This is a genomic window from Georgenia yuyongxinii, from assembly GCF_006352065.1.
In the GTDB taxonomy this organism is placed as follows: Bacteria; Actinomycetota; Actinomycetes; order Actinomycetales; family Actinomycetaceae; genus Georgenia; species Georgenia yuyongxinii.
Map to the genome: position 1 here is coordinate 1,706,899 of NZ_CP040915.1, position 13,505 is coordinate 1,720,403.

The 13,505-nt window shown below is 73.2% G+C and carries 12 protein-coding genes; 10 read left to right on the top strand and 2 right to left on the bottom strand.

Annotation, left to right across the window (positions count from 1 at the left end; all coding sequences use genetic code 11):
- Nucleotides 1-34: 34 nt before the first annotated feature.
- Nucleotides 35-2,230, bottom strand: a complete 2,196-nt coding sequence (tkt, locus tag FE374_RS07760) for a transketolase (protein ID WP_139927977.1) — start codon at nucleotides 2,228-2,230, stop codon at nucleotides 35-37.
- A gap of 451 nt (nucleotides 2,231-2,681) precedes the next feature.
- Between tkt and FE374_RS07765 the strand changes: the two genes are divergently transcribed.
- Entirely contained in the window at nucleotides 2,682-3,596 is a 915-nt protein-coding gene (locus FE374_RS07765) for a heme o synthase (protein WP_230978554.1), read from the top strand.
- Between the two features lie 24 nt (nucleotides 3,597-3,620).
- Nucleotides 3,621-4,550 (top strand): site-specific tyrosine recombinase XerD, encoded by a 930-nt coding sequence (xerD, locus tag FE374_RS07770; protein WP_223173666.1) that lies wholly within the window; start codon nucleotides 3,621-3,623, stop codon nucleotides 4,548-4,550.
- Nucleotides 4,551-4,606: 56 nt separating this feature from the next.
- Here the strand turns inward: xerD and FE374_RS07775 are convergent, their stop codons facing one another.
- Nucleotides 4,607-5,566 carry a type IV toxin-antitoxin system AbiEi family antitoxin gene (locus tag FE374_RS07775; protein WP_168205621.1) on the bottom strand — a complete coding sequence of 320 codons (960 nt, stop codon included), beginning with the start codon at nucleotides 5,564-5,566 and terminating at the stop codon, nucleotides 4,607-4,609.
- Between the two features lie 282 nt (nucleotides 5,567-5,848).
- On the opposite strand from FE374_RS07775, the gene FE374_RS07780 reads away from it, so the two are divergent.
- From FE374_RS07780 to der, 8 genes are all read left to right on the top strand, one after another.
- Entirely contained in the window at nucleotides 5,849-6,712 is an 864-nt protein-coding gene (locus FE374_RS07780; RefSeq protein WP_230978556.1) for a ParA family protein, read from the top strand.
- Nucleotides 6,713-6,731: 19 nt separating this feature from the next.
- On the top strand, nucleotides 6,732-7,628 hold the full coding sequence (locus FE374_RS07785; RefSeq protein WP_179957357.1) for a segregation and condensation protein A: 897 nt from the start codon (nucleotides 6,732-6,734) through the stop codon (nucleotides 7,626-7,628).
- Entirely contained in the window at nucleotides 7,621-8,223 is a 603-nt protein-coding gene (gene scpB, locus FE374_RS07790; RefSeq protein ID WP_230978509.1) for an SMC-Scp complex subunit ScpB, read from the top strand. Before FE374_RS07785 ends, scpB begins: the two co-directional genes overlap by 8 nt.
- Complete coding sequence (locus FE374_RS07795) at nucleotides 8,220-8,969, top strand: pseudouridine synthase (protein ID WP_139927981.1); 750 nt, start codon at nucleotides 8,220-8,222, stop codon at nucleotides 8,967-8,969. The genes scpB and FE374_RS07795 overlap by 4 nt, the downstream gene beginning before the upstream one ends.
- 144 nt (nucleotides 8,970-9,113) lie before the next feature.
- Nucleotides 9,114-10,244 (top strand): prephenate dehydrogenase, encoded by a 1,131-nt coding sequence (locus tag FE374_RS07800; RefSeq protein ID WP_179957358.1) that lies wholly within the window; start codon nucleotides 9,114-9,116, stop codon nucleotides 10,242-10,244.
- 132 nt (nucleotides 10,245-10,376) lie between these two features.
- Nucleotides 10,377-11,144, top strand: a complete 768-nt coding sequence (cmk, locus tag FE374_RS07805; protein WP_139927982.1) for a (d)CMP kinase — start codon at nucleotides 10,377-10,379, stop codon at nucleotides 11,142-11,144.
- Entirely contained in the window at nucleotides 11,144-11,917 is a 774-nt protein-coding gene (locus FE374_RS07810) for a lysophospholipid acyltransferase family protein (RefSeq protein WP_139927983.1), read from the top strand. The genes cmk and FE374_RS07810 overlap by 1 nt, the downstream gene beginning before the upstream one ends.
- Nucleotides 11,914-13,455: a ribosome biogenesis GTPase Der gene (gene der, locus FE374_RS07815; protein WP_388043978.1), complete on the top strand. Its 1,542-nt coding sequence runs from the start codon at nucleotides 11,914-11,916 to the stop codon at nucleotides 13,453-13,455. The genes FE374_RS07810 and der overlap by 4 nt, the downstream gene beginning before the upstream one ends.
- Nucleotides 13,456-13,505: the final 50 nt, after the last annotated feature.

Here is a 13,505-nt window from a genome sequence, read left to right on the forward strand (position 1 = left end):
TCGGTCGTGGGTGGGTGGTGGGCGTGACCAGGGGTTACTTGGGCAGGTCGCCGGTGCCTGCCTGGGTCGGCGTGGTGCCCTGGGTCGGGGCGGCGTCACCGGCGGTGGCGGCGATGGACTCCTTCGCGGCGGCGGCGACCGCCTCGGCGGTGATCCCGAACTTCTCGTAGATCACCTTGTAGTCGGCGGACGCGCCGTAGTGCTCGAGGGAGACGGACCGGCCGGCGTCGCCGACCAGGTGGCGCCAGCTCATGGCGAGGCCGGCCTCGACGGAGACGCGCGCACGGACGGCGGCGGGCAGGACCTGCTCGCGGTACGCCTCGTCCTGCTCGGCGAACCACTCCTGGCTGGGCACGGAGACCACCCGGGCCTGGACGCCCTCGGCGGCGAGCTGCTCGCGGGCGGCCAGCGCCAGCTGCACCTCGGAGCCGGTGCCCATGAGGATGACGTCGGGGCGACCGGACGCGGCCTCGGCGAGCACGTAGGCGCCGCGCAGGGTGCCGGCCGCGGAGGCGAGGGTCGCGCCGTCGGCCGCGCCGTCCCCACGGACGGGGTTGGGCACGTCCTGGCGCGTGAGCACGATGCCGGCGGGCCGGTCGATGCGCTCGAGGATGCCGCGCCAGGCGTAGGCGGTCTCCGCGGCGTCGGCCGGGCGGACGACGTCCAGGCCCGGGATGGCGCGCAGCGCGGTGAGGTGCTCCACCGGCTGGTGGGTGGGGCCGTCCTCGCCCAGACCGATCGAGTCGTGCGTCCACACGAAGGTGGACGGGATGCCCATGAGCGCGGCCAGCCGCACGGCGGGGCGCATGTAGTCGGAGAACGTCAGGAACGTGCCGCCGTAGGGGCGGGTCAGGCCGTGCAGCACGATGCCGTTGAGGATCGCGCCCATGGCGTGCTCACGGATCCCGAAGTGCAGGGTGCGCCCGTACGGGTGGCCGGGGAACATCTCCGTGGAGCGCTCCTCGGGCAGGAAGGACGGCTCGCCCTTCATGGTGGTGTTGTTCGAGCCGGCGAGGTCCGCGGAGCCGCCCCACAGCTCGGGCAGGGTCTCGGCGAGAGCGGAGAGCACCTCGCCGGAGGCCTTACGGGTGGACACGGCCTTGCCGCCGTCGAACGTGGGCAGCGCCGCCTCCCAGCCGACGGGCAGGTTGTGCGTGCGCAGCCGGTCCAGCAGTGCGGCCGCCGCGGGGTTGGCTTCGCGCCACGTCGCGTACGCGGTGTCCCAGGTCTGGCGTGCCTCGGCGGCGCGGGACCGGGCGTTGTCGCGGGTGTGGGCGATGACCTCGTCGGTGACCTCGAAGGAGGCCTCGGGGTCGAAGCCGAGCACCTTCTTCACCGCGGCCACCTCGTCCGCGCCCAGCGCGGAGCCGTGGATCGCGCCGGTGTTCTGCTTGTTCGGGGCGGGCCACCCGATGATGGTGCGCAGCGAGATGATCGAGGGCCGTCCGGTCTCGGCCTTGGCGGCCTCGACGGCGGCGTGCAGCGCCGGGACGTCCTCGGCGTACTCGCCCCCACCGTGGGTCCAGTCCACCCGCTGGGTGTGCCAGCCGTACGCCTCGTACCGGGCGAGGACGTCCTCGGTGAACGCGATGTTCGTGTCGTCCTCGATGGAGATGTGGTTGTCGTCGTAGATGACGACGAGGTTGCCCAGCTGCTGCGTGCCGGCCAGCGAGGACGCCTCGCCGCTCACGCCCTCCTGGAGGTCGCCGTCGGAGACGATGACGAAGATGTGGTGGTCGAACGGGCTGGCGCCCGGCGCGGCGTCGGGGTCGAGCAGGCCGCGCTCCTTGCGGGCGGCGAAGGCCATACCGACGGCGGAGGCCACACCCTGCCCGAGCGGGCCGGTGGTGATCTCCACACCGGTGGTGTGCCGGTACTCCGGGTGGCCCGGGGTCTTCGAGCCCCAGGTGCGCAGGGCCTTCAGGTCGTCGAGCTCGAGACCGATGCCGGCCAGGTACAGCTGGATGTACTGGGTCAGCGAGGAGTGGCCGGCGGACAGGACGAACCGGTCACGGCCCAGCCAGTGCTCGTCGGCGGGGTCCACGCGCATGACCTTCTGGTAGAGCAGGTACGCGGCCGGGGCGAGGGACATCGCGGTGCCGGGGTGTCCGTTGCCGACCTTCTGGACGGCGTCGGCGGCGAGAACACGGGCGGTGTCGACGGCGCGCTGGTCCAGCTCGGTCCACTCCAGCGCCGTGGCGCGGTCGGTTGCGGCGGGCGTTGCGTTCACAGATCCTCAATTCTCTCCGGGGAGCTCTCCCCGAACTTCCTGGACGTGGCGCCTGCGGAGCGACGCGGCGCGGCACGATCTCTACCTTCGCGACCCTACCGTCGGCGCCCCGGCGGGGAACCTCGAGGTCGGCTGTCGTGCCGGTCACGGTTGTGGTGCTGGTCACGGGCGGCGGGTGGAGCCGGTGACGGGTCCGGCCGCGACGGACATGGGCCGCCTCGTGCGCAAGGCGGCGGCGACCCGTCCACGTGGCCACGTACGATGGAATGACCGGGGGCGGAAGGATATTCCGCCCATACGAGTCTCGGAGGCCAGCTCCGGGAGATGGGGAGCAGGGATCCGCGTGCACAGTGCCCACCCAGCCGCCGAGCGGCCCGTCGACCGTACCGGCGACGGCGGCACGCGCGACGGCGGGCCCACCGGGGCCGCGGAGACGACGACCGCCGGACCGCTGCACCCACAGGCGACCGTCTCGGGCCGGCCGGCCCGGTCGAAGCTGCGCGCCTACGTGGCCCTGACCAAGCCCCGGATCATCGAGCTGCTGCTCATCACCACCGTGCCGACGATGATCGTGGCCGCCGACGGCTGGCCGGGCTGGTGGTTGACGCTGGTGACGCTGGTCGGCGGCGCGTTCGCCGCGGGGTCGGCGAACGCGTTCAACATGTACCTCGACCGGGACATCGACCGGTTGATGAACCGGACGAAGCAGCGTCCGCTGGTCACCGGCGAGCTGACCCCGCGCCAGGCGGTGGTGTTCGCCACGGCGCTGGGCGCGGTGTCCATCGGCTGGTTCGCGCTGCTGGTCAACGCCGTGTCGGCGTGGCTGACGCTGGCCGCGATCCTGCTGTACGTGGTCTTCTACACGATCATCCTCAAGCGCCGCACGTCCCAGAACATCGTGTGGGGCGGGGCCGCGGGGTGCATGCCGGTGCTCATCGGCTGGTCGGCGGTGACCGGGTCGCTGGACTGGGCGGCGCTGGTGCTGTTCCTCATCATCTTCTTCTGGACGCCGCCGCACTACTGGCCGCTGTCGATGAAGTTCAAGAAGGACTACGCCCGCGCCGGGGTGCCGATGCTTCCGGTGGTCGCGGACGACGTCCGGGTGGCCCGGCAGATCCTCCTCTACGCCGCCGCGATGATCGCTTGCACCTTCGTGCTGGCGCCGGTGGCGTCGCTGGGCTGGGTGTACGTCGCGGCCGCGGTCGTCGCCGCGGCGTGGTTCCTGTCCGCGTGCGTGCGGCTGTACCGCCGGGCCCTGCACCCCGAGCGGGGCAAGCTGGCGGCGATGAAGGTCTTCCACGTCTCGATCACGTACCTGACGATCGTGTTCGTCGCCGTGGCCGTCGACCCGCTCCTGCCCTACTGAGGCGAGGGTGCGGGCGGTGACGTGGTGACGGCGCTGGGCGTCGCCCTGCGTGACTACCTCGCGCACCTGGGCGTCGAGCGCGGGATGAGCTCCCACACCATCGCCGCCTACCGGCGTGACCTCGAGCGGTACACCGCCTACCTGACCGCCCGGGGCATCGCCACGCTTGCCGACGTGCGCGAGCCCGACGTGGCCGGCTACGTCGAGGTCGTGCGGTCCGGCGCGGACGGGCGCAGCGTGCTCGCGCCGTCCTCCGCGGCCCGCGCCGTCACCGCGGTGCGCGGCTGGCACCGGTTCGCTCTGGAGGAGGGGACGACGACGGCGGACCCCAGCGCCGCCGTCCGCCCGCCTGTCCCCGGCAAGCGGCTGCCCAAGGCGATCAGCGTCGAGGAGGTCGAGCGGCTGCTGGAGGCGGCGTCGCTGGGGGAGGGGCCGGTGCCGCTGCGCGACCGTGCCCTGCTGGAGCTGCTCTACGGCACCGGTGCCCGCATCAGCGAGGCGGTCGGGCTGGCGGTGGACGACCTCGACATGACCGGGGACGTCGCGACCGTGCACCTGTTCGGCAAGGGCCGCAAGGAGCGGGTGGTGCCGGTGGGGCACTACGCCGTCGAGGCGCTGGAGGCCTACCTGGTGCGGGCCCGGCCCGCGCTGGCCCGTGAGGGGCGGGGCAACCCGAAGGTGTTCCTCAACACCCGCGGCAACCCGCTGAGCCGGCAGAGCGCCTGGGCGGTGCTGCAGCAGGCCGCCGGCCGGGCCGGGCTGGACCAGCGGATCTCCCCGCACACCCTGCGCCACTCCTTCGCCACCCACCTGCTCTCCGGCGGCGCGGACGTCCGCGTGGTCCAGGAGCTGCTCGGTCACGCGTCGGTGACCACCACGCAGATCTACACCCAGGTCACCGTGCAGACGATGCGCGAGGTGTACGCCGCGGCGCACCCCCGCGCCCGCGACTGAGCTGCAGAAGAAGTGACCATGACTAGCCCGCGAGATGTCATCTTCTCCGCGACATGTCACGGCAAGTCGTGCATGCCCCGCCATCGGCGGCGGGTCGGCACCACCGAGAGCCCGAGCGCTTCGATCACCGTGGCCTCCACCACCGGCCGCCGGCCCAGCACGTCCCCGGCGTGGAACGCGAACGCCGTCCAGCCCCAGCGGTTCTCGATGTCCTCGCGGCGACGGACGTCGTGCCGCCCCTGCTCGACAGTGGTCCGATGGAACCGCTCCCCGTCGTACTCCAGGCCCACCTGTTTCTCGTGATAGCCCATGTCGAGGCGGTAGATCTCACGCCCCAACCCGTCCCGGAGGCTGATCTGCAGGTCCGGGATGGGCAGGCCCGCCTCATGCAGACGCAGCCGCGTCCAGGACTCACCGGGCAGCTCGGCGCGGGGGTCGGCCATCGCGAGGACGGCGCGCGCCCGGGCGATCCAGCGCCGTCCCCGCAGCTCTCGGATCCGCTCGGTAATCTCATCGAGAGTGATGAGGCCGGCGTGGCTGAACATGTCCAGGGCCGCCAAACCCATGTACCTCTCGCTGTGCCTGGCCAGGTCCAGTGCGGTGCGAGCGGGTGACGTGATCGGGACGCCGTCGACCTCGACGATGTCGCCCGGGCCCAGGTCGGTGAGGTAGCCGCGGATCTCCGGCCGGCGGAGGGGGTTCAGGAAGATCTCACGGTCGCTCAAACACTCCAGCATTGGTGGATCCCGGAAGCGGTCAGGCGGTCGGACATCCACGCCGTGCAGCCAGGCCGCGGTCTCGCGGCCGAGCGTGGCGCCGTCGGGCAGGAGCATCCCGATTGCGCGGGCACGCGCCTCGGGGTCTTCGGCGGTGTCGACGGGCAGGTAGATGCCCCGGAACGGCCGGACCAGCGGGCCGTCGCGCACCAGGTCCGTGAGCTGGTTCGGCCCGACCCCGGCGGCGCGGGCGGAGTCGAGGGTGATCGGCCGGTCGGTGGGCAGGTCTGTCGTTGTCATGCCCGCAGGCTGGCAGGGAGCCGACCCGCGGCACGAGGAGCTACCGCGAACGCTGTGGACAAGGTGGCGCTCGACGGCGGTCTGGGTGGGTTGAGCGACGACGGGACGTGGCCGGACGGGAGCTGTGACCTCTGGCGGAGAAGATGACATCTCGCCACGGAAGGGGCGGGAGTGGCAGGGGTGACGAGCCGGGCGCGCGCCGACCACGGCGCGCCGGGGCAGTGCCCAGGACCGCCGCGAGGCGTCGACTACCCTCGCAGAGTGAGCACCGAGCAACCAGGACTGATCACCAGAACCGCCGCGGGCGTGGGCGAGAGCCCCGACGGCGCGGTGGAGGACTTCCCGGTCCCTGCCCCGCTCTCCACCCACGGGCCCGCCCGCATCATCGCCATGGCCAACCAGAAGGGCGGCGTGGGCAAGACCACCTCCACGATCAACCTCGGCGCGGCGCTGGCCGAGTACGGCCGCCGGGTGCTCATCGTCGACTTCGACCCGCAGGGCGCCGCCTCCGCCGGCCTGGGCATCAACGGCCACGAGCTGGACGAGACGATCTACACGATGCTCATGACGCCCCGCTCGGACGTGCGGGAGATCATCGAGCACACCGACGTCGAGGGTCTCGACGTGGTCCCCGCCAACATCGACCTCTCCGCCGCCGAGGTGCAGCTGGTCAACGAGGTGGCCCGCGAGCAGGCCCTCGCCCGTGTCCTGCGCCCGGTGCAGGACGACTACGACGTCGTCCTCATCGACTGCCAGCCCTCCCTCGGCCTGCTCACCGTCAACGCGCTGGCCGCCGCGCACGGCGTCATCGTGCCGCTCGAGGCGGAGTTCTTCGCATTGCGCGGCGTGGCCCTGCTGGTGGAGACCATCGAGAAGGTGCAGGACCGGATCAACCCGCGCCTGCGCATCGACGGCATCCTCGCGACCATGATCGACCTGCGCACGCTGCACTCCCGCGAGGTCATCGAGCGGGTCCGGGACGCCTTCGGCGACAAGGTCTACACCACGATGATCGCCCGCACCGTGAAGTTCCCCGACGCGTCGGTGGCCACCGAGCCGATCACCACGTTCGCGCCGACCCACCCCGGCGCCGAGGCGTACCGCCGCCTCGCACGCGAGCTCATCTTCCGTGGCGACGCCGCCTGACCCTGCGGCGCCCCCGGCAGTGACGCGCCGTTCCGACGGCGCCGCCGCACCCGTACCTGCCGACGTGGACGACGGCGCCGCCCCGCCCGCCGCCACCGGTGCCCGCACGTTCGAGCTCACCCTGGAGAACTTCTCCGGCCCGTTCGACCTGTTGCTCTCCCTGATCGCCAAGCACCGTCTCGACATCACCGAGGTGGCGTTGGCGCAGGTGACCGACGAGTTCATCGGTTACATCTCCGCCCAGAGCGAGTGGGACCTGGGGCAGGCGAGCGAGTTCCTCGTGATCGCCGCGACCCTGCTCGACCTCAAGGCCGCCCGGCTGCTCCCGCGCGGCGCCGTCGACGACGAGGACGACCTCGAGCTCCTCGAGGCCCGGGACCTGCTCTTCGCCCGGCTGCTGCAGTACCGCGCGTTCAAAGATGTCGCCGACCACCTGGGGGAGCGGTGGGCGCAGACGGCCAAGACCTACCCCCGCAGCGTCGCCCTCGAGCCGCACCTCGCCGCCCTGCTGCCCGAGCTGGTCATGCAGATCGGCCCCGAGGAGCTCGCACGCCTGGCCGCCGCGGCGTTCGCGCCCCGTCCCGGGGCGCCGCAGGTCGACATCACCCACGTGCACGACCCCGCGGTCCCGGTCCGGGAGCAGGCGACCCTCATCGTCGACCGGCTCCGGCGCCTGCGGTCGGCGACCTTCCGCGCGCTCACGGCCGACGCGACGAGCACCGCCGTCGTCGTCGCCCGGTTCCTGGCCCTGCTGGAGCTGTTCCGGGAGCGGGCGGTGTCCTTCGAGCAGGCCGAGGCGCTGGGGGAGCTGACCATCCGCTGGTCCGGCGCCGAGGAGGGCGAGGTGGCCGTGGACGACGAGTACGACGACGCCGGCTTCGACGACGCCGCAGCCCAGAAGGATGACGATGAGTGAGCCGCGCTACGGGAGCGTGTCCGACGACGTGCTGCCGGAGGAACACCTGGCGGCCATCGAGGCGGTCCTCATGGTGACCGACGAGCCCGTCCCCGCGGCGCAGCTCGCGAGCGTGCTCGGGCTGCCCACCGGCCAGGTCCTCGAGCTGCTCGCCGAGCTCGGCGCCGACTACCGGGGTGAACGGCACGGCCGTCGGCGCGGCTTCGAGCTGCGTGAGGCTGGCGGCGGCTGGCGGGTCTACTCCGCCCCCGCGCACGCCGACGTCGTGGGCCGGTTCGTGGTCGACGGCCAGACCGCCCGGCTCACCCAGGCCTCGCTGGAGACACTCGCCGTCATCGCCTACCGCCAGCCGGTCGCCCGCGGCCGGATCGCCGCGATCCGCGGCGTCAACGTCGACGGCGTCGTCCGTACCCTGGTGGCCCGCGGGCTGGTCGAGGAGGCGGGCCACGACCCCGAAGGTGGTGCGATGCTGTACCGGACCTCCTCCTACTTCCTCGAGCGCATGGGCCTGCGCTCGTTGGAGGAGCTACCCCCACTGGCGCCCTACCTCCCCGAGGTGGACGCGCTGGACGACGTTGATGGAGAGCTGCGATGACCGGAACCGACCCCCACGTCCCCGACGGCGTGCGCCTGCAGAAGGTGCTCGCCGGCGCCGGACTGGGCTCACGCCGCGCCTGCGAGGAGATCATCGCCTCCGGCCGCGTCAGCGTGGACGGGCAGGTGGTGCGCGAGCTCGGCACCCGGGTGGACCCGGCCACCGCCGTCATCCACGTCGACGGGCTGCGCGTCCAGCTCGACGACTCCCTGGTCACCCTCGCCCTGAACAAGCCGCGCGGTGTCGTCTCCACCATGGACGACGAGCTCGGCCGGCCGAGCCTGGCCCAGTTCGTGGCCGACCGGACCGAGCGGCTCTACCACGTGGGCCGCCTCGACGCGGAGACCGAGGGCCTGATCCTGCTCACGAACGACGGCGAGCTCGCCCACCGCCTCGCGCACCCCTCCTATGAGGTGCTCAAGACCTACATGGCCACCGTCGAGGGGCGGGTGCCCCGGTCCCTCGCACAGCAGCTCAAGAGCGGCGTCGAGCTCGAGGACGGCCCGGTGCGGGTGGACTCCTTCGTCGTGAAGGAGACGACGGCGGACGCGTCGCTCGTGGAGGTGGTGCTCCACGAGGGGCGCAACCACATCGTGCGCCGGCTGATGGACGCCGTCGGGCACCCGGTCACCCGGCTCGTGCGCACCCGCATCGGCCCGATCCGGCTCGGGGCGCTCAAGCCGGGCCGCACCCGCGTCATCGCGGGCGCGGAGCTGGGCACGCTGATGCGCGAGGTGGACCTCTAACCCCCTGCGTCGCGCTGGCGAGATGTCATCTTCTCCGTGAGATGTCATCTCCTCGGTCAGATGTCCTCGCTCAGGTGCCGGGTCCCGGCTCTGACCGCCGACCGCGAGAACGGGGCAGATCCCGCTGCGGGGTAGTCTGCCCCGGTGCCCGTGAACCCTCACCACAGCGTCCCCGTCGCCACCAGGGGACCGGTGCGGGTGGTCGGCACCGGCCTGCTCGGCGCGAGCCTGGGCCTGGCGCTGAGCGCCGCGGGCGTGGAGGTGCAGCTCGAGGACGCCTCGCCGGCCGCCGTCGCGCTCGGCCGTGACCTCGGCGCTGGGCGGCCCGTCTCCCCGGACCTGCCGGACCCGCGACTGATCGTCGTCGCCACCCCGCCGGACGTCGCCGGGCCCGTGGTGCTGGCCCAGCTGCGCGCGCACCCGGCCGCCGTCGTCACCGATGTCGCTTCGGTCAAGGCACGCGTGGCCGAGCATGTGGAGGCCCACGGCGGTGACGACGCCGCCAGGTATGTCGGCTCCCACCCGATGGCCGGGCGGGAGCGCTCGGGCGCGGCCGCCGCCGACGCCGACCTGTTCGCCGGCCGTCCCTGGGTCATCGTCCCCTCGGCGCGGTCAACGCCCGACGCCGTCCTGGTGGTGCGGTCGCTCGCCGTCGACGTCGGCGCCACCCCGGTCACGCTCGGCGCTCAGGAGCACGACGACGCCGTCGCCCTCGTGTCCCACCTGCCCCAGCTGGCTGCGTCGCTGGTCGCCGCCCGGCTGCGCGAGGCGCCCGAGACGGCGCTGGCCCTGGCGGGGCAAGGACTGCGCGACGTCACCCGCATCGCCGCCTCCGACCCCCAGCTGTGGGCCACGATCCTGGTCGGCAACGCGGGCCCGGTGGCCGCGGCGCTGCGCGCTCTGCGCGACGACGTCGACGTCACCCTCGAGGCCCTCGAGCGGGCTGCTGCCGATGGCCCGCTCGCGGAGGGTGCCGCCGGGCCTCTTGCGCGGGTGGTCGCCGCGGGCAACACGGGCGTCGCCCGCATCCCGGGCAAGCACGGCGGGGCGCCGCGCCGCTACGCCGAGGTGACCGTGCTGGTCCCCGACGAGCCGGGCGAGCTCGGCCGGCTGTTCGGCGAGGTGGGGGAGATCGGGGTCAACATCGAGGACCTGCAGCTGGAGCACTCGGCAAGGCAGCCGGTCGGGATGGCCACCGTCTCGGTCGACCCGGCCGCCGCGGCACGGCTCGAGACCGAGCTGGGGCTGCGGGGCTGGCGCGTCGTTGTGGGATGAGGCAGGCGCCGTCGGTGGGCGTCGGCTTCGCCCGGCCGCGGCGCGGCGCGGCACCAGCGGCAACAGAAAGATGACATGTCGCCGAGGAGATGACATCTCGCGGAGAAGATGACATCTCGGGCTACTCAGGAAATGCAGGAGGACACGGTGGAGCAGGCAGGCACGGGTCGCACGCGGGGGATCGTCGTGGCGATCGACGGGCCGTCGGGGTCGGGGAAGTCGACCGTCTCCCGGCGCGTCGCGGCCGAGCTCGGGCTCGCCTATCTCGACACCGGCGCCACGTACCGGGCCGCCACCTGGTGGTGCCTGCGCCGCGGCGTCGAGCTGTCCGACACCGACGCCGTCGCCGCCACGGTCCGTGACATGCCCCTGGAGATGGTCACCGACCCCGCACGCCCGCGCGTGGTGTGCGACGGCGAGGACATCACCGACGCCATCCGCGCCTCGGCGCTGTCCGCCGTCGTCTCCCAGGTGGCCACCAACCTTGAGGTGCGCGCCGAGCTGTGCCGGCTCCAGCGCGCCGAGATCGAGGCCGAGGCCACCGGCGCCCCCGGCAGCCGCTCGGCCGGCCGCGGGATCGTGGCCGAGGGCCGGGACATCACCACCGTCGTCGCGCCCGACGCCGACGTGCGCATCCTCCTCACCGCCGACGAGCAGGCCCGCCTGGCCCGCCGCGCCAAGGAGCTGCACGGCACCGCCGACGCCGCCACCATCGAGGCCACCCGTGACGAGGTGGTGCGCCGCGACGCCGACGACTCCACCGTCTCCACGTTCATGACCGCCGCCGACGGCGTCACCACCGTGGACACCTCCGGCTACGGCGTCGAGGAGACGTTCCACGCGGTGCTCGCCGTGATCCGCGCCGCCTCGACCCGCCCGGCCAGCGGCGGGGAGCGGTGATGGCCGCACGGAGCCGCGGGCAGCGGGTCCAGCCGGACGACATCTACCGGTGGGGGCCGATCTGGTCCCGGCGCGTGGGCTGGGCGCTCGACCACCTCTGGTGGAACACCGAGGTGCACGGCGCCGCGAACGTGCCCACCACCGGGCCCGTGATCATCGCCTCCAACCACACCGGGATCGTCGACGGTCCCGTGCTGCACGGCGCCCTGCCGCGCGGCTCGCACGTCCTGGTCAAGCAGGAGTTCTTCGACTCCAAGATCGGCTTCCTCATGACGTGGGCCGGGCAGATCCCGGTGGACCGCGCCTCCGGGCGCGCGGCCCTGGCGGTGGCCAAGGCCATGCTCGACGAGGGCCGCGTCGTCGGGATCTTCCCCGAGGGCACTCGCGGGCGCGGCGACGTCTCCGAGGTACGCGCCGGCGTCGCCTGGCTGGCGGTGAACACCGGCGCCCCGGTCGTGCCCGCCGCCTGCCTGGGTACCCGGCGCAGCGGTGACACGCGTGGCTACGTCCCCCCGCCACGCGCGAAGCTGCACGTCGTCCTCGGCGAGCCCATCCCGATGGCCATGCCCGACGGCGCCACTCGCCGGGAGCGCATGAGCCATGCCATGGACGCCATCGGCGCTGGCCTGGCGGCCCACGTGGCCACGGCGGTCGCCCTCACCGGCGTCGCGCTGCCCGCCTCGGCGAGCGACCCCACCACCGCCGGGTCCGGCCCGGACCCTGTCGGCCCGATCGACTCGGTCGGCCTGGCCCCCGGCGAGAAGGGAGAATGACCCCCATGAGCACCGACCCCGCGCGCGAGCGCCACGATGTCACGGCCCCCGAGCACGACGGCCCGGAGCTGCGCGACCCCGCCGTGATCGCCGCCGAGGAGGCGGAGGAGAACCGGCGCGCCGAGGCGCTGCGCGCCGGCCTGGCCGAGTACGTCCTCGAGGAGGACGACCTCGCGCTCCTCGAGTCCGGCGAGGAGGAGATGGAGGCCCCCGCCCCGGCCGGGCTGCCGGTGCTGGCCGTCGTCGGCCGGCCCAACGTGGGCAAGTCGACCCTGGTCAACCGCATCCTGGGACGGCGCGAGGCCGTGGTCCAGGACGTCCCCGGTGTCACCCGCGACCGCGTGACCTACCCGGCCGAGTGGGCCGGGCGGAACTTCACCCTCGTGGACACCGGCGGCTGGGAGGTCGATGTCGCCGGCATCGACGCCCGGGTCGCCGAGCAGGCCGAGGTCGCCGTCCGCATGGCCGACGCGGTGCTGTTCGTCGTCGACGCCACCGTCGGCCCCACCGACACCGACGAGCGCGTGGTCAAGCTGCTGCGTCGCTCCGGCAAGCCCGTGGTGCTGGCCGCCAACAAGGTCGACTCGCCCATGCAGGAGTCCGACGCCGCCACCCTGTGGGCCCTGGGCCTGGGCGAGCCGTACGCCGTCTCCGCCCTGCATGGGCGCGGCTCGGGCGAGGTCCTCGACGCCGCGATGAAGGTGCTGCCCGAGGTCTCCCAGGTCGCCGACGCCATGCCGCGGGGCGGACCACGCCGGGTGGCCCTGGTCGGCCGGCCCAACGTCGGCAAGTCCTCGCTGCTGAACTCCCTGGCGGGAGCCGAGCGCGTCGTCGTCCACGAGACCGCCGGCACCACCCGCGACCCGGTCGACGAGCTCATCGAGCTCGGCGGCACGCCGTGGTGGTTCGTCGACACCGCCGGCATCCGCCGCCGCGTCCACCAGACCTCCGGGGCCGACTTCTACGCCTCGCTGCGCACCCAGGCCGCGCTGGAGAAGGCGGAGGTCGCCGTCGTGCTCGTCGACGCGTCCGCGCCCATGACCGAGCAGGACACCCGGGTGATCCAGCAGGTCATCGACGCCGGCCGGGCCCTCGTGGTGGCCTACAACAAGTGGGACCTGATGGACGAGGACCGCCGCCCGTTCCTGGAACGAGAGATCGAGATGGACCTCGTCCAGATCCAGTGGGCGCCGCGGGTCAACCTCTCGGCGAAGACGGGCTGGCACACCAACCGGCTGGTCCGGGCGCTGGAGACCTCCCTGGCGTCGTGGGACACCCGCATCCCCACCGGCAAGCTCAACGCCTTCCTCGGTGAGCTCACCGCCGCCCACCCGCACCCGGTGCGCGGCGGGAAGCAGTCACGCATCCTCTTCGCCACCCAGGTCTCCAACCGGCCGCCGCGGTTCGTCCTCTTCGCCACCGGGTTCATCGAGGCGGGCTACCGCCGGTTCGTGGAGAACCGGCTGCGGGAGAGCTTCGGCTTCACCGGCACGCCCATCGAGATCAGCGTGCGGGTGCGGGAGAAGCGGCGCCGCTGATGGCCCGCGCTCGGTGGGTCGGTGGCCGGCCGACGGCGGGTGAGTCCGCA